The 17337-nt window shown below is 63.1% G+C and carries 11 protein-coding genes; 7 read left to right on the forward strand and 4 right to left on the reverse strand.

The features are described from left to right. Nucleotides 1-88: 88 nt before the first annotated feature. The 3 genes from DUT91_RS13535 to DUT91_RS13545 are packed head-to-tail and all read left to right on the forward strand — an operon-like array spanning nucleotide 89 to nucleotide 1740. On the forward strand, nucleotides 89-1081 hold the full coding sequence (locus DUT91_RS13535; RefSeq protein WP_114440926.1) for a magnesium transporter CorA family protein: 993 nt from the start codon (nucleotides 89-91) through the stop codon (nucleotides 1079-1081). 51 nt (nucleotides 1082-1132) lie between these two features. Continuing rightward, a complete protein-coding gene (locus tag DUT91_RS13540; RefSeq protein ID WP_114440927.1) occupies nucleotides 1133-1354 on the forward strand; it encodes an AbrB/MazE/SpoVT family DNA-binding domain-containing protein in 222 nt (73 codons plus the stop codon). Further along, nucleotides 1351-1740, forward strand: coding sequence for a type II toxin-antitoxin system death-on-curing family toxin (locus DUT91_RS13545; protein WP_114440928.1), 390 nt, complete (start codon nucleotides 1351-1353; stop codon nucleotides 1738-1740). Before DUT91_RS13540 ends, DUT91_RS13545 begins: the two co-directional genes overlap by 4 nt. Nucleotides 1741-1809: 69 nt before the next feature. Here DUT91_RS13545 and greA read toward each other — a convergent pair whose 3' ends face one another. Both greA and DUT91_RS13555 read right to left on the reverse strand, forming a co-directional pair. Continuing rightward, nucleotides 1810-2286 carry a transcription elongation factor GreA gene (greA, locus tag DUT91_RS13550; RefSeq protein ID WP_114440929.1) on the reverse strand — a complete coding sequence of 159 codons (477 nt, stop codon included), beginning with the start codon at nucleotides 2284-2286 and terminating at the stop codon, nucleotides 1810-1812. A gap of 41 nt (nucleotides 2287-2327) precedes the next feature. Continuing rightward, on the reverse strand, nucleotides 2328-3350 hold the full coding sequence (locus DUT91_RS13555; protein WP_114440930.1) for an asparaginase: 1023 nt from the start codon (nucleotides 3348-3350) through the stop codon (nucleotides 2328-2330). Between the two features lie 234 nt (nucleotides 3351-3584). Between DUT91_RS13555 and betI the strand changes: the two genes are divergently transcribed. From betI to betB, 4 genes are all read left to right on the forward strand, one after another. Beyond that, on the forward strand, nucleotides 3585-4178 hold the full coding sequence (gene betI, locus DUT91_RS13560; protein WP_114440931.1) for a transcriptional regulator BetI: 594 nt from the start codon (nucleotides 3585-3587) through the stop codon (nucleotides 4176-4178). Next, nucleotides 4175-5704, forward strand: coding sequence for a choline-sulfatase (betC, locus tag DUT91_RS13565; RefSeq protein ID WP_114440932.1), 1530 nt, complete (start codon nucleotides 4175-4177; stop codon nucleotides 5702-5704). Before betI ends, betC begins: the two co-directional genes overlap by 4 nt. Before the next feature lie 7 nt (nucleotides 5705-5711). Beyond that, the gene (gene betA / locus DUT91_RS13570; protein ID WP_200834971.1) at nucleotides 5712-7379 is read left to right on the forward strand and encodes a choline dehydrogenase; all 1668 of its coding nucleotides are present in this window, start codon (nucleotides 5712-5714) and stop codon (nucleotides 7377-7379) included. 231 nt (nucleotides 7380-7610) lie between these two features. Beyond that, on the forward strand, nucleotides 7611-9074 hold the full coding sequence (gene betB / locus DUT91_RS13575) for a betaine-aldehyde dehydrogenase (protein WP_114440934.1): 1464 nt from the start codon (nucleotides 7611-7613) through the stop codon (nucleotides 9072-9074). A 1-nt stretch (nucleotide 9075) separates the two neighbouring features. Here the strand turns inward: betB and pbpC are convergent, their stop codons facing one another. Together pbpC and DUT91_RS13590 are read right to left on the reverse strand one after the other, a co-directional pair. Then, nucleotides 9076-11346 (reverse strand): penicillin-binding protein 1C, encoded by a 2271-nt coding sequence (gene pbpC / locus DUT91_RS26565; protein ID WP_245419712.1) that lies wholly within the window; start codon nucleotides 11344-11346, stop codon nucleotides 9076-9078. A 213-nt stretch (nucleotides 11347-11559) separates the two neighbouring features. Next, complete coding sequence (locus DUT91_RS13590; RefSeq protein ID WP_114440936.1) at nucleotides 11560-17127, reverse strand: alpha-2-macroglobulin family protein; 5568 nt, start codon at nucleotides 17125-17127, stop codon at nucleotides 11560-11562. Nucleotides 17128-17337 lie beyond the last annotated feature (210 nt).

Below are 17337 nucleotides of genomic sequence, written 5' to 3' on the forward strand. Positions count from 1 at the left end.
GGCGGTGAGGCAGCAGGCGGCGTGGTTATTCTATCTTAAAGCCTCGTCGGTAGAGTTTTATTTCCATCGATAGCTGCCAGAGAATTTCATGATCAGGATCTACTGCCTCCAGAATGACCATCTGATACCGGTTGAGGTGCTGCCGGGAGCGGCGCTGCCTGAAAATGCGCTGTGGATCGACCTGTTCAAGCCGACGGCGGAAGAAGACAATCTGGTGGAAAAATGGGTCGGAGCCGACATTCCGACCGACGCCGATATGGCGGAAATCGAAGAATCGAGCCGTTTCTACATGGAAAACGGCGTGCAATATCTGACCGCGCCCATTCTCTATACCGTGGACAAGGATCACAGGATGAACGCGCCGGTGTCGTTCGTGCTGGTCGGCAAGCGGCTGGTCACGGTGCGCTATACCGAGCCGAAGTCGATCGATCTTTATGCCGAGCGCGCCATGAAGCCGGGCAACGGCCTCATCGATGCAAAATGCAGCGGGCTCTCCATCCTGCTCGGCATCATCGAAGCGGCCACGGACCGGCTGGCCGACATATTGGAAGCAGTGTCGGAAAAAATCGAAACGGCGTCGCAGACGATATTTCGTCTCAGGGGCAATCAACGCCCCATGACCAACAAGGATTTCCGCGTTCTTCTGACCCAGATCGGCCGTCAGGGCGCGTTTCTCTCCAAGGTGCGCGAGAGCCTCGCCGGCATCAGCCGACTGCTCGTCTATGTCACTGCAAACGTGCGGGCAAGCGGCGCGGGCAAGGAGAAAAGCACCTGGGTCAAATCGCTGGAGCGGGACGCGCAGTCGCTTGAAAACTATGTCGACTTCCTGTCGAACAAGATCACCTTCCTGCTCGATACCGTCGTCGGGCTGATTTCCGTCGAACAGAACGCCATCATCAAGATATTCTCGGTCGCGGCAGTCGGCTTCATGCCGCCCACATTGATCGCATCGATCTACGGCATGAACTTCCGCTTCATGCCTGAATTGAACGAAGCCTGGGGCTACCCCATGGCGCTCATCGTGATGGTCGTTTCCGCAGTCCTGCCGCTGTTCTTTTTCCGTGCAAAAGGGTGGTTGTAGACAGGTAGCCCCAATTGTTATATCATGCGTTATAACATTGGAGGTCGAGCTATGAACGTCACCCTGCGCAAGATCGGAAATTCCGAAGGCTTTATCATCCCGAAGGAAGTGCTCGACCGGCATAATCTGAAGGCTGGCGATGTGCTCTCCGTGACAGAAGACGGCAACGATATCGTGCTGAAGCCTGTCGATGATGCCTTCGAGCGGCAGATGAAGACTGCGCGTCAAGTCATGGACAAATACAAGGTAGCGCTCCAGAAGCTCGCGGAATGAGCTGGGAATTTCTGACTGCTCATGTCGTGGAAGCCATGCACGCCGAACAATTGCGGCGGCATGGCGGCGCTCACGGGTTGCGTGACGGAAACATCCTTGGATCGGCGCTGAGCCGTCCCGAAAACAAAGCTCTTTATGGGGCGCCGGATGCTGCAGAAATTGCCGCAGCCTACCTCTTCGGGATTGCCCGCAACCATCCGTTCGTTGACGGCAACAAGCGCACCGCCCTTGTCGCTACGGCCACGTTTCTGATCCTCAACGGCTACCAGCTTAACGCGGACAATGGCATGGTCTATGAGTTCGTCATGGGCGTCGCCTCGGGTGAGATCGATGAGGCGGGAGCCACGGCCTTTTTCCGCGACCATACCGACAGGATTGCTCCTTAACGAAGCGGAGCAATCAGGGCGGTTTCAATTTTGACGGAAATCGCGAGGCGTACCCCCCCTCTTCCCTCATCACCCTATCGCAGTGATTTCCCATTCCTTGTCGTTGACAGTGATCACATCGCCGATGCCCTTGCCGAATAGCGCCACGGCGACCGGCGAGACGTGGGAAATCTTGCCATGCGCGGCATCCGCCTCGTCCTCGCCGACGATCTTCCAGATCTGGACCTTGCCTTCGTCATTCTCGATGGTGACGGTCATGCCGAAACGCACGACATCGCTCCCGGGATCGGGCACGGAGATTTCCGCCGTTTCGCGACGGGCCGTCCAGTAGCGCAGGTCGCGGTTGATGCGGGGGGCGGCTTGCCTGTTGTCTTCAGCGTCGGCCTTCTCGTCACCTGCCTTGCGCAGTTGCTCCTGAAGCGCCGCGATCTCGCTTTCAATCTGCCTCAGCCCTTCCGGCGTGACCAGATTGCGATGTGGACTGACGGGGCGCTCGGCCAGATCAATGGGAGCGTCGTCCTGCTCCTTCGTAAAAGCTCGGCTCATCTATCGAATCTAGGGCGCGGAGCCCCGACAAACAAGGGAGATTATCCGATTTCGGCCGAGGTCAGTTCCTCCACCGGGGCCACGACGCCGTAGGGAATGCCGTTCCAGTTTTTCATCTCGCGGGCCGAGTAGCGTTCGAACTTGGCGCATAGGTCCGGCTCGAATGCGAAAAGCCGCGACAAGAGCCCAGCGACCATGGCCTCCGAGGCCCGCGTGGCGCCATCGTCGCATTTGATCGCAAAGCCCAGCCCCAGTTCCGGCACGGCGCCGGTAAAGACGCCCTCCGCTCCCGTCTTCACGAAAACACGGTCCGGCGCCATGCCCATCAGCATCGTGCAGGCGCGTTTCGTACCGGCAACATAGAACGGTTCCGCCATGCAGGCATCCATGAGACGCCGGGCGGCCCTTGCCCTTTCGGGACCGAGCCCGTTGCCGGTGGCCATCCGTGCGAAGCCGTGGGCCAAGTTCCTGAGCGGGATCGCGTAGGTCGGGATCGAGCAGCCGTCGGTTCCACAGAGGTCGATGGAATGCGGTGCGCCGGTGACCTGTTCCATCGCGTCCCGCACCATCTCCTGTATCTGCGATCCGAGCGCGACATAGCCCTTCGTCTCCAGCCCGCAATGCACGCAGGTGGCCAGGAAGCCGGCATGCTTGCCCGAGCAATTGTTGTGCAGCGGCGTCGGCTCCTTGCCGCTCTTCGCCAGTTCGATCAGGACCGGCTGGTCGAAGGGCCAATGCGACCCGCATTTGAGCGCCGAGACATCCAGCCCGGCGCGCTCGAGCATCATAGCTGCGCGCGCGACATGTTCCGGCTCGCCGGAATGCGAGGCGCAGGCCATGGCAAGCTCGATATTGCCGAAGCCAAAGGCATCCGCGGCCCCGCTCTCGGCCAGCGGCAGGGCCTGGATGGACTTGATCGCCGAGCGCGGAAAGACCGGGCGTTCGATATCGCCCATGGAGAACACGGTCCGTCCGTCGCCATCGACCACCGCGATCGCCCCGCGATGGCGGCTTTCCACCGTTTCGCCCCGAAAAACCTCAACGAGAACCGGATTGCTCATGATCTCAATTCGCTTTCAGCGTTTTATTCATTGATCTCTATAAATCGTGGCGGGCGGCATTCCAATGGAGAAAAGCTGGCGGCTCTGGCTATGCCAATTGCTCAGAGACGTTTGCCCTATGATACCCCCCTCTGCCCTGCCGGGCATCTCCCCAGCATAATCCTTCTTGCGATTTTTATTGATTGACCAGTCAATCAAGATTAAATTAGAGGGAAAACCACGGGAAGAGCGACAGGCATGCCGAAAGTCGGAATGGAACCCATGCGCAGGCGCGAGCTGATCGATGCGGCAATCCGCACGATCGGGCAGCGTGGATCGCTCGATGTGACGGTAGCGCAGATCGCGCATGAGGCGGGCGTCTCGCCGGCGCTGGCGCATCATTATTTCGGCGGCAAGGAACAGCTCATGCTGGCGACCATGCGCCATCTCCTGCACGAGCTGGGACAGGATTTGCGCACGGCGCTGCGGCAGGCCTCCAGCCCACGCGAGAGGATTTCGGCGATCATCGCGGTCAATTTTTCCGCCTCGCAATTCGCAGCCGAAACGGTCGCCGCGTGGCTCACCTTCTATGTGCATGCGCAGCAATCGGCGGAAACACGGCGGCTCCTGCGCGTCTATGCCCGCAGGCTTCATTCCAATCTCGCCGAAGCGCTCGCCGGGATTACCGACCGGGCCCAGGCGCGGTTCATCGCGGAGGGCGCGGGCGCGCTGATCGACGGGCTCTATATCCGCCATGCGCTGGGCGCGGATGCCCCGAATGCCGCCTCGGCAACCGCCCTTGTCGAAGACTACATCGCGACCAAACTTGCCGCTTCCGGAGCCTCCGCATGAACAGCCGTCAGCCGAACATCCTCATCGTCATGGTCGACCAGTTGAACGGCACATTCATGCCGGATGGTCCCGCACTGTTCCTGCATGCGCCGCACCTGAAGGCGCTGGCCGGGCGGTCGGCCCGCTTCGCCAACACCTATACGGCCTCGCCGCTCTGTGCGCCTGCCCGCGCCTCCTTCATGTCCGGGCAGTTGCCGTCGCGCACCCGCGTCTATGACAATGCCGCCGAATTCGCCTCTGACATTCCAACCTATGCGCATCATCTGCGCCGGGCCGGTTATTACACCGCGCTTTCCGGCAAGATGCATTTCGTCGGGCCGGACCAGCTTCACGGCTTCGAGGAGCGGCTGACGACCGATATCTATCCCGCCGATTTCGGCTGGACGCCGGATTACCGCAAGCCGGGCGAGCGGATCGACTGGTGGTATCACAATCTGGGTTCCGTCACCGGCGCCGGCGTCGCCGAGATCACCAACCAGATGGAATATGACGACGAGGTCGCCTTCCACGCCACGCAGAAGCTCTATCAGCTTTCGCGCCAGTCGGACGAGGCCGCGAGACGGCCGTGGTGCCTGACCGTTTCCTTCACCCATCCGCACGACCCCTATGTGGCGCGGCGGAAATATTGGGACCTCTATGAAGGCTCGCCCGCGCTCGATCCCGACGTCGGGGCCATTGCCTTCGAGAAACAGGACCCGCATTCCCAACGGCTGATGCGCGCCTGCGACTACACGAATTTCGATATTACGCGGGAGCATGTCCGCCGTGCGCGGCAGGGATATTTCGCCAATATCAGCTATATCGACGACAAGCTCGGGGAAATCCTCGAGGTGCTGCGCGCCACGCGGATGCTCGACGATACCATTATCGTCTTCACCTCCGATCATGGCGACATGCTGGGCGAGCGCGGCATGTGGTTCAAGATGAGTTTCTTCGAGGGCTCGGCGCGCGTTCCGCTGATGATCGCGGGACCCGGGATCGCGCCGCAGCTGATCCGCGAGCCTGTCTCCACGCTAGACATCACCCCGACGCTCGCCGCGCTGGCCGGCATCGACCTGTCGGCCGTTGCGCCGTGGACGGATGGGGAAAACCTCCTGCCGCTCTTTGACGGCGCCGACCGTTCCGACGCCGTGCCGATGGAATATGCGGCCGAGGGCTCGGATGCGCCGCTCGTCGCGCTGCGCGCGGAGCGCTACAAGTTCGTCCATTGCGAGATCGATCCTCCGCAACTGTTTGATCTTGAATCGGATCCGCAGGAGCTGACCAACCTTGCCGCCGATCCGGCGCATGGCGCGCTGGTCGCGGAATTCATGGCCAGGATCAGGGCGCGCTGGGACATGGGCGCATTCGACGCGGCGGTGCGCGAAAGCCAGGCGCGGCGCTGGGTGGTCTACGAGGCGCTGCGCAACGGGGCCTATTACCCCTGGGACTACCAGCCCCTGCAAAAGGCTTCCGAGCGCTACATGCGCAACCACATGGATCTCAACATACTGGAAGAAAGCGCTCGCTTTCCGCGCGGCGAATGAGGCAATGATGGAAGCGGATTTCGTCATCATCGGCTCGGGCTCGGCAGGCTCGGCGCTCGCCTATCGCCTCTCGGAGAACGGCAAATATTCCGTGATCGTCATCGAATATGGCGGCACGGATATCGGCCCGCTTATCCAGATGCCGGCCGCCCTCTCCTTCCCCATGAACATGAGCACCTATGATTGGGGCTTTGCCTCGGAGCCGGAGCCGCATCTGGGGGGCCGCAGTCTCGTCACGCCGCGCGGCAAGGTGATCGGCGGATCGTCCTCCATCAACGGCATGGTCTATGTGCGGGGACATGCCCGCGACTTCGACCATTGGGCGGAAAGCGGCGCGCGCGGCTGGGCCTATGCGGATGTGCTGCCCTATTTCAAGCGCATGGAGAACTCGCATTTTCAAGTGAATGAGAGGGGTGGCGAGGAAGGCTGGCGGGGAACCGACGGGCCGCTCCACGTCCAGCGCGGCAGCCGCAGCAATCCCCTGTTCCACGCCTTCGTCGAGGCGGGCAAGCAGGCGGGTTTCCAGGTCACGGAAGACTATAACGGCTCGAAGCAGGAAGGCTTCGGCGCCATGGAGCAGACGATTTACCGGGGACGCCGCTGGTCGGCTGCCAACGCTTATTTGAAGCCGGCGCTGAAGCGCCCGAATATGAGTCTTGTCAGGGGCTTGGCGCGCAGGATTGTCATCGAGAATCAACGCGCGACCGGCGTCGAGATCCAGACGGGCAAGAATATCCAGATCATCAAGGCGCGGCGCGAGGTCGTCATCTCGGCATCCTCGATCAATTCGCCGAAACTTCTCATGCTTTCAGGCATCGGCCCTGCAGCGCATCTGAAGGAGCATGGCATCGAGGTGGTTGCCGACCGGCCGGGCGTCGGCCAGAACCTGCAGGACCATCTGGAGGTCTATATCCAGCAGGAATGCATCCAGCCGATCACGCTCTATTCCAAGCTCAACCTCTTTTCCAAGGCGCGGATAGGGGCGCAGTGGCTGTTCTTCAAGACCGGCGACGGGGCGACCAACCATTTCGAATCCGCCGCTTTCGTGCGGTCGAAGCCGGGCGTCGAATATCCGGACATTCAGTATCACTTCCTGCCGGTCGCCATCCGCTATGACGGCAAGGCGGCGGCGGAAAGCCATGGCTTCCAGGCGCATGTCGGGCCGATGCGGTCGAAATCGCGGGGGTCCGTGAGCTTGCGCTCGGCCGACCCGCTGGACAAGCCCAGGATCGCCTTCAACTACATGTCGCATCCCGACGACTGGGCGGATTTCCGCCATTGCGTGCGGTTGACCCGGGAGATCTTCGGGCAACATGCCTTCGATCCCTATCGCGGGCGTGAAATCCAGCCGGGGACGCATGTCCAGAGCGATGAGGAGATCGACGATTTCATCCGGGCGCATGTGGAAAGCGCCTTTCACCCCTGTGGCACGGCCAAAATGGGGTCGAAGGACGATCCATTCGCCGTCGTTGATCCCGAATGCCGGGTGATCGGCGTAGAGGGCCTGCGCGTAGCGGATTCCTCGATCTTCCCGCGCATCACCAACGGCAATCTCAACGGCCCATCGATCATGACCGGCGAAAAGGCGGCGGACCATATATTGGGTGTAGATCCCCTGCCACGATCGAACCAGGAGCCGTGGATCAACCCGCATTGGCAGGTTTCGGATCGGTAGAGATGGCGATAATGGAAATGTCGGCGCTCTACGTCGCCCCCCTCCGCCCTGCCGGACATCTCCCCCGCAAGGAGGGAGATTGGCTGTCACGACCGACGGCGCTTGCCTTGCGAGGTTGGCGATTAGCGAAAGCGGCAATGGCAGCGTAATCTCCCTCCTTGCGGGGGAGATGTCCGGCAGGACAGAGGGGGCGACGTAGAGTGCCAATGGCAAAAATAAACAAGGATCAACATGCGCGCACAACCTAAGGCATCGCACTTCATCAACGGCCAGTTCGTAGAGGACAAATCCGGCAAGGAACTACCCGTCATCTACCCCGCGACCGGAGAAACCATCGCGCGGCTCCATTCCGCCACCCCCGATATCGTCGAGCAGGCGGTACAGGCTGCGGCGGATGCGCAAGGCGCATGGGCGGCGCTGAAGCCTGTCGAGCGCGGGCGTATTCTGCGCCGCACGGCGGAAATCCTGCGTGAGAAGAACCGGGCGATCTCGGAACTCGAAACACTCGATACCGGCAAGGCGATCCAGGAGACGCTGGTGGCGGATGCGGCCTCTGCGGCGGATGCGCTGGAATTCTTCGGCGGCATCATTTCCGGCTTCAACGGCGAATTCGTCGAACTCGGCGGGTCCTTCGCCTATACGCGCCGCGAAGCGCTGGGTGTCTGCGTCGGCATCGGCGCCTGGAATTATCCGATCCAGATCGCCGCATGGAAATCCGCTCCGGCGCTCGCCATGGGCAACGCTTTCATCTTCAAGCCATCCGAGAACACGCCGCTTTCGGCGCTGGCGCTGGCGCAAGCCTACCAGGAGGCGGGCCTGCCGGACGGGCTTTTCAACGTGGTGCAGGGTTTCGGCGATGTGGGCGCGGCCCTCATCGACCATCCACGCGTCGCCAAAGTTTCGCTCACCGGCTCCGTGCCAACCGGCAAGCGCATCATGGCGCAGGCGGGCGCGCATCTGAAGCATGTCACGATGGAGCTTGGCGGCAAGTCGCCGCTGATCGTCTTCGAGGATTCCGATCTGGAAAGCGCCATCGGCGGCGCGATGTTGGGCAATTTTTATTCCACCGGCCAAATATGCTCGAACGGCACCCGCGTCTTCGTGCAGAAGAATATTCGCGACCGTTTTGTCGAGCGCCTGGTCGAGCGCACGCGCTCCATCCGCATCGGCGACCCTCTGGACGAGGCAACCCAGATGGGACCGCTGATCAGCGCCGCCCAGCGCGACAAGGTTTCCGGCTATATCGAAAAAGGCAAACAGGAAGGCGCGGTGCTCGCCTGCGGCGGCGGCATGCCGCGCCTGCAGGGTTTCGAGGAAGGCTTCTTCATCGAGCCGACGGTCTTCACCGGCGTGACCGACGATATGACCATTGCGCGCGAGGAAATCTTCGGGCCGGTGATGAGCGTTCTCGAATTTTCGGACGAGGACGAGGTGATCGCCCGCGCCAACGATACGGAGTTCGGCCTCGCGGCCGGTGTATTCACCGCCGACATCCAGCGCGGCCATCGCGTCATCGGCCAGATCAAGGCGGGCACCTGTTGGATCAATGCTTATAATCTGACCCCGGTGGAAGTGCCTTTCGGCGGCTACAAGCAATCGGGCATCGGACGCGAAAACGGCGTCGCGGCGCTGGCGCACTACAGCCAGATCAAGACGGTCTATGTGGAGATGGGCAGGGTGGAGAGCCCTTACTAGACTAATTCACGAACACCCGCACGCTTGCCGCTCTGCCCTCTGCGTCGATGACCGTCAGTGTCGAATAGCCCACGCCGTCGGGGAGCCATGAGGTGGTGCGGCGGCGGGAGGCTTCCGGCAGGGGGGAGCCGTTGGCGAGCCAGCGGAAGGGCGCGCGGCCGCCCTGCAGTTTGAGCACCAGCGGGGATGCTTCGCCTGTCCCGCCCGCCATCAATTCGACCCGCGCGCCCTCCGGCGGATAGACGATCTGCGGCGCGGGCTCGATTGAGGTCGCCGTGACCAGCTTGCCCGGCGAGAAGCGACGCAGGCTCGGCGGCAATTCGGAGCGCGCCACACGGACGGCTCCCGCAGGCGCGCGTGGGAGAGGCGTGATTGCCAGGCCCGATTTGGCGAAGCCTTCGAACAGGATGGGAGCTGCGGAGCCGTAGCCGGTCAACCCCGGCACAGCGGCATTATCGGCCCGCCCGACCCAGACACCCAGCACATGACGACCATCGAAGCCGACCGACCATGCGTCGCGGTAGCCATAGCTCGTGCCGGTCTTGTAGGCGATGCCGCGCTGGAAGCTGCCCTTTGGCGGGAGGACGCCGGAGAGGATATCGGCGACCTGCCATGTGGCGGCGGGGGAGAGAAGGGTTGGGAGTTCTACAGAAGGTTCTGTTTTGATGGAATCGCCAAACACCCCCCTCTGGCCTGCCGGACATCTCCCCCACAAGGGGGGAGATTGGCTGGCATCAATCATGCCGCCATTCTCCAGCGTCTGCGACTGGCAAGAACATCCATGAAGGCTAATCTCCCCCCTTGTGGGGGAGATGGCCGGCAGGCCAGAGGGGGGTGTCTCAAACCAGCAGTTTCCCTTCGTAAAATACTCCCGCAGCCTCACAGCCCTCCCCCCATTCGCCAATCCGGCATAAAGCTGGACCAGATCGCGCAATGTCATGCCGACGCCGCCGAGCCCGATGGCGAGGCCGGGCGCTTCGCCAGGCGGCAATTGGGCGTCCACCCCTGCCCGCCTGAAGCGCACCATCAGCCGCGTTGGGCCGACGCTATCGAGCAGCCGGACGGCCGGAACATTGAGCGACAGTTGCAGGGCCTCGCGGATGCTGACATCGCCCTGGTAGCTCATGTCGAAATTGCGCGGCCTGTAGCCGGAGAAGCTGGCGGGGCGGTCTTCTATGACGGTCTCCTGCGTGACCAGGCCGTCCTCGAAGGCGAGGCCATAGATGAACGGCTTCAGCGTCGAACCGGGCGAGCGCGCAATCCCAGTCATATCGATCCAGCCGGACCGGCTGTCGTCGAAATAATCGGCCGACCCCACCTCCCCCAGGATCTCGCCCGTTCCCGCATCGGCAAGGATCATGGCGACGGAGAGTTTCGGCCCGAGTTCGGCGGCTGCCGTCTTTGCCACGTTTTCCAGCCCCTGCTGGACATTGCGGTCGAGCGTCACCTTGTGCAGACGCGCTGTCGGGTCCTTGCGCACGGCATCATTTGCCAGATGTGCCGCGAATGCAGGCAAGGCCCGGCGCTTAGAAGGCACCGCCTCCACCGCCGCGCGCTCGATCTCGCGTGCATCGATCGTCCCCGTTGCGGCCATGCGCTCCAGCACCCGGTCACGCGCGGCGCGGCTGCCTGCAGGGTTGCGATCTGGGCGGCGTCTTTCGGGCAATTGCGGCAGGGAAACAAGAAGCGCCGCCTCAGCCAGCGTCAGCCGTCGCGGCTCCTTGCCGAACCATGCGAGGCTCGCCGCACGCACGCCTTCCAGATTGCCGCCATAGGGCGCGAGCGTCAGGTAGAGTTCGAGGATCTCCTGCTTGCTCAGGCGCCGCTCGATCTGAAGGGCGCGCGCCGCCTGCAGCAGTTTCGCGCCGATGCTGCGCTCAGCCCGTGGCTCGATCAGACGTGCTAGCTGCATGGAGAGCGTGGAGCCGCCGGAGACGATGCGACCATTGGCGACCAGTTGCCCGGCGGAGCGCAGAAGCGCCAGCGGATCGACGCCATGATGCGACCAGAAACGGCTGTCTTCATAAGCGACCAGCATCCTGACGAAACGCGGATCCACGTCGTCGACGCCGGTCTTCAACCGCCAGCGTCCTTCATCCGTGGCAAAAGCCCGGAGGAGCCGGCCATTGCGGTCGACCACTTCCGTCGAAACGGAGCGCGCCGTGTCGAGCGGCGGAGGGTAGAGCCTGTCGAGAGCGAGAAAGATGGCCGTTGTCGCTCCGACGAGAAGGAGAGCGACTGCTGCCAGGATTATAAATTTGGGGCCTTTCATTTTAAGACAGAAGCGCTGGCGGGACAGCGCGCCCCTCTGTCCTGCCGGACATCTCCCCCGCAAGGGGGGAGATTGGCCTGAATTGATGACGGCGCTTTATCTTGAAATATGGGCGATCGGGCGAAGCGGTAATGACAGGCTGATCTCCCCCCTCGCGGGGGAGATGGCTGGCAAGCCAGAGGGGCGCGCTGTCCCGCCGGAGCTTCCGACTAATCACCGCTCACCTGCCTTGACCTCCATCATGCCGGTGGCCGTGCGGGCTGAAAGCTGCGGGCGGTACATGTCCTCCACGCTTGCTGCCGGATGGGCGTAGACGCCGGGTGTCACGGCACGCACTACATAAGCAACCGTGAATTCGCGCGGGCTCGAAGCGTCGCGGTTGAAGGCCGCGACGAAGCGGTCGTAGCGGAACTCGCTATGCGCGGTTTCGGTCTGGCCCAGCCACTCGAAATTCTTCAAATCCGCACTGTTGACGAGGCTTGGATTGTCGATCTGGAACCCTGCCGGAAGCAGATCGGTGAGCAGTACGCGCGAAGGCCAGGCATTGTTTTCCGTGGCTTTCAGGACGACGACAAAACGCTGGTTCTGCCGGGCGTCCATGACATTGGCTTCCTTGCCGTCGAGCGTGTAATAGCGCCGATCGATGGCGAAACCGTCACCACCGGCGGGAAGCGGCTGCACGGGGGCTGCAATCGTCGTGACCGTCGCCTCGATCGGAATGTCGCCGCGATTGACAATGGTCTGCGGGGCATCGATCACCTCCTGCCCGCTCAGCATTTCGGCGAAATTTCCGGTGTGCGCGGTTCCGTTGACCTCAAGGGCGAGCTTGTCATTGTCCTGCTGCAAAGCCCGGGCCGCGAGCAGCATCCAGGCATCGTCCTGCGTGCTGAGATAGGTCGTCTGGCTGCGGAACGAGGAAACGAGGCCGATCATCTGGGGCACCAACGACGGCACCGGCCGGCTTTCCGCCGCGAGCGTCAGCATCGCCGCGCCGTCGCGCAGCTGCGAACCGTAATCGTCGCGGGCGGGATTGGCAGGCGCTGTGCGCGCCAGCTCATAGGCAGAGGCGAACGTGCTCTGCGCCCGCTGGGCGTCGCCATAGAGCGACAGACCGGCGGCCAGCTGGGCGCGCGCCAATGGCGAGCGGAAATCATCGAGCTGCGTGTCCGTATAATAGCGCAGGTCGCTGACATTGGCGCGGCGGTTGCGCGCCAGCACATAGAGCGCATAGGCGATATCGCTGCCCTGCCCCTTCACATCGGTATCGTAGGACAGGGCGTTCTGCAGATTGTCCAGCGCCTGGCCCATCGCCTCTTCCGGTACGGCATAATTCTGCTCGCGAGCCCGCGTCAGGAAATCCGTGACATAGGCGTCGAGCCAGAGATCGCCGGAACCGGGGCTCCACAGGCCGAAGCTGCCGGAAGACGACTGATAGGCGAGAACGCTGTAGATGGCCTTCTGCACGCGCTCGCGCACATCGGGAGCCGCTGCAACACCCGAACCGGCCGATAATTCGCTCATATAGAGGAGCGGCAGAGCGCGGCTCGTCGTCTGCTCGGCGCAGCCATAGGGATAGCGCTCAAGGGACATCAGGAGCCCTTGAACATCGAAGCCCCGCGTGCGCGAAACGGCGATGCCAACCGAAGCGCCCTGAAGCAGGCTTGCCGCCAGCAACTCGCGGTCGACGGTGATGCTTCCGCCATTTGCCGCAAGCGTAAGCTCGCGCCGCGTGGTCACAGGCAGGATGGAGGGCCGAACCGGAATGTTCAGCGCCTGCTCGAGGTGGAGGCCACTGGCATGGGTGAGCCGCACCGACAGACTGCCATTGCCAAGCGCGATCGCCCTCAGAGGAAGTGTCACGCTCGTCCGTCCGCCGGCAGCAAGCTGTACGGTTTTGGACGTATTCGCCTGTTCGACGACAACCGGCCCTTCCGTATCGATGCCGACCATATAGTCGCCTGCCGGACCATCCGTATTGGCGATATCGAGGCGCAGCTGGGAACGGTCACCCGGCGCCAGGAACTCCGGCAGGCTGGCAGTGACCACGACCGGATCGCGAATGATCACGTCACGCTCGGCATGGCCGACGCCCGTCTTCGTCCAGGCGGCGACCATGACACGGGCAGTACCGTTGAACTGCGGAATGTCGAAGCTGACATTGGCCCGCCCTTGAGCGTCAAGCTTGACCGGGCCCGAGAAGAAGGCGACCAGCTTCTCCGTCGGCGCGCTTCCCTCCGTCGTCATCTGCGCGCCGTCGCCGCCGGTGCGGATGCGCCCCATCGCGCCCAGCGAGCCATCGATCAGCCGCCCGTAGAGATCGCGGATTTCGAGCCCGAGCTGCCGCTGGCCAAAATACCAGCCATCGGGATCGGGCGTCTGGTATTTCGTCAGGTTGAGGATGCCGACATCGACGGCGGCGACGGTGACATAGGCCGTGTCATCGGCGCCAAGCCCTGCGACCTGCACGGGGATATTGAGCGGCTTGCGCGGCTCGGTCTTGGCGGGCGGGTCGAGCGTTACCGCAAGCTTGCGATTGCCGGGATCGACCTTCAGCCATTTGATGCCGATGGCGCGCATTGGCATGCGGCTTTGCTGTGCGTCGCCCGGGCGGTACAGCGCCGCCGTCACATAGGCGCCGGCGCCCCAATCGCCACTCACCGGGATCTCGATAGTCGCGCCCTCCTCGGGCACGCTTTGCGTCTTGACCAGTTGCAGGCGGTCGGCGCCCACCGTCACCAGCACCTCGCCGGCGAAACGTGGCGAAATCTGCAGTTTCGCCACGTCGCCGGGGGCATAGCTTTCCTTGTCGAGCGCGATTTCCAGGCCGTCGGGCGTTTCGGTCGACCGCGCCTCGACATACCATCCCGCGGTGAATTCGACGCTGGTCGCCGGGCCCGATGTATCGGCGGTTTCAACCTCCAGCCGGTAGCGTCCCCATGCGACGGGAACCGAGATATCGGCTTCGCCCTCGGCTGTGAGCACAAGCTTTCCGTCAGCGACTTTCTTGGTATAGGTCACCGGCTCGTAGTTCCAGGCATCGCCATTGCGATACCACTGGTAGTTCTGCTCGATCTTGACGAGCGACCAGTTCGCGCCGTCGAGGTTCTGGCGCTTGCCCGCGGCATCGACCGCGATCACCTTGAAAGCCGCCGTCGAATTTTCGGCCACCTGATTGCCCGAAAATACCGGCCTGATGCCGATCGCCGGACCATCTGGCGCAATTGGCAGCGAAAGCGAGCGCTCGATGGCGCGGCCGCCGCCCTCGCGCATGCGCACGACCACATCCGCCATGAGCGGGCGCGTCGTGGATGGCGCCTGATCGATATTCACGTCGAAGGAGGCCTTGCCCTTGTCGTCGAGCACCGGGAGGCTGCCCAGATCTATGCGGCTGTCGTCGCTCGCTTCCTCGTCGGCGAGGCCGAAGAGATAGTCGGGATAGCCGGCGCGCGCGCGCACCGTCTTCAGTTGCACCTCCCCTTCCAGCGTCAGCCCGGCAGCGGGCGCGCCGTAGAGATAGCGGCCATCGACATTGACCCGCGCCGGCTGGCCGATGGCGATCTCCTGCTTGTCGCTCGTGAGATCGAAGGTGATGCGGTCGGGGACGAAATCCTCCACCAGAAAGGACTGGCTGGCGATCGCGGCGGCCTTCGGATCGGTGAAGATGCGCATCTGCCATGTGCCGCGCATCGCATTGTCAGGCAGCGGCAGTTCGGCGACATGGCCGCCGAGCGCCGCGCCATCGCTGACCATGCGCCGGTCCTCGACACCGTCCGGCCGCAGGAAGACAAAGGTCAGGGGCAGGTTTTCCACGGCGACAGCCGCATGATCGCGGGCGAGCGCTACCGCATGCACGGTTTCGCCGGCGCGGTAGATGCCGCGTTCCGTCCAGCTCATCACATCGATGGGTCCCGGGACCGGCCTTCCCGTTACGCCACGGTCGGAAAGATCGAACCCGGCGCGCGTCATGTCGAGGAAGACATAATCGCTCTCGCCGTCCTTCGCGGTCAGGACGGCGGGCGCCAGACCGGCGCTGCCGCGCGTAAGACCGGCGGTGAAAACGGCGCGGCCATCTGCATCCGTCGTCGCGGTGCCGAGAATTTCGTTGTTGCGGGCGAGAAGCTGCAGTTCGACGCCCAGGAGAGGCTTGGCAGTCGCCAGCGAGCGGACGAAGACATTGAGCCCATCCTCGCCGGCATAGGTGGCGAGGCCGATATTGGAGACGACGAACCATTGCGTGGCGAGCGCGCCGCTGGTGTCGGGCGCGCCATCGGGGGCGGCCGTCAGCACATAGACACCGGGCTTGCGCTCAGGCAGCGCCTCATCGACGGGGAAGCTCGTCACCACATCCTTGTTGCGCTGCGGCGTGATGTCGAGCTTTCCCTGCCACACCAGCTCGCCGAAACTCTGGTTGATATTGGCGGCAGAGTATTCATCCAACTGCCTCAGGAATTGCGATCCGGTCATCACTTCGCTCAGCGAGCGGTCATTGACGCGGTAGAGCTTGAGCGCGGCGACGGAGGTGTTGACCGTCACCAGCGGTATGCCCCGCCGCGCGGTCGCCGGCAGCACGAAATTCTCGCCGGTGAAGCGGGCGGACGGGGTGCGGTCGCGGATATAGAGGTTGAGGACGACAGGCTTTTCCAGCATGTCGCCGATGGCATCGGGGAGACCGGCGCGCAAGACGACATTGTAGCGCTTGCCATGCTCCAGCCCCTCGATGCAGATCTGGCGGTCCTTGGCGTCGATCGCCTTGGGCGGGGCATTGTCGACCGTGACGAATTGGGTGTAATCGACGCCCGATTTCACCAGTTGCTCGGAAAGCTGCACGCAGATGCGCGGCGTCTGGTTATCGGAATCGACTGTGTTGTCCACCACGCGAAAACCCTGCCGGGTCTTGAGATCCTCATAGGCGGCCTGGACCGGCGGCGAAGGGGCGAGCGCCAGGCTGGCGCGATAGGCGTCGAGCGCCGGACGGTAGAGCGCCCGCTTTTCAAGACCTGCGGCGAGCGCGGCCAGCGTCTCGGCCCGGACTGCCGCCGTCCGCGAAAGCTGGTAGGCATTGAACGCCGCCGATGTCGCGGCCTTCGCATAAGCGGCCGGATTTTCCCCGGGGACCGGCTGGGCGCCAAGGGCCGCGCGCGCAAGTTCCAGCCAAAGGGCTCCATCGTCGGGTGACTTGGACAGAGCCGTGACATATCCGTCCAGTGGGCCGCTCGCGGCATTGTCCGAAGAAGAGGCTTGCGGGAGCATGGCGGCAGGCTGGTTTCTGATGGCCGGCCTTGCCGGAGTTGGAGCGCGGCTGCCGGGCATGCCGCCTGCCTCCCCACCTTGGGGAGCCGCTTGCGGGAGTGAAGCGCCGGACTGCGCCAGCGCCGCTATCCTTTGCTTGTACTGGCGTGCATCGTCCATAACGGACGCGGGGAGGAAGACCAGCGCCGGCGGCGCCCCAATGTCCGGCCCTGCCGCCACATCGACCACTTTTCCGGCTATGGCGCCCGGCGACGGATTGAGCGTCTTGAAATCGGATTTGAGGAAGCACCATTTGGCCGCAACATTATAGGTAAAGGCGCGGCAGGCATTGTCGCCGACACAGGCCGCCTCGCATTGCTGGAGTGAGACATTCTCCTGCGTGCGCAGATCGGACCCGAAATAATCCGAATCGGGGGTGGTGACGACCTGCCGCGCGCCTTCCGCCGCCAAAGCGGGAGAACCCGCAAGCATGACGCCCATGATGGAAGCCGCGAGGAAACCGATGAACCCTGAAGCTGCGCGAACCGGCATGGCGTCCCTCCTGCATTTCCTCTCGGATCGTGGGATTGGAGACCAGGGCAGGGCCGATGTCAATCTCAGGTTGCCGGAGGGCAGCCTATTACTACAGTTGTATCTGACTCTATTCTTGTAGGAGCGCTCTTGCCGCGTCGACAGCGGGCATGTCCAGGTCATCGAACAGATCTCGCTGAAGCTCGCCTCCAGCACCGCCAGCCGATGGTG

This window comes from Paramesorhizobium salinisoli (genome assembly GCF_003335045.1).
GTDB lineage: Bacteria > Pseudomonadota > Alphaproteobacteria > Rhizobiales > Rhizobiaceae > Paramesorhizobium > Paramesorhizobium salinisoli.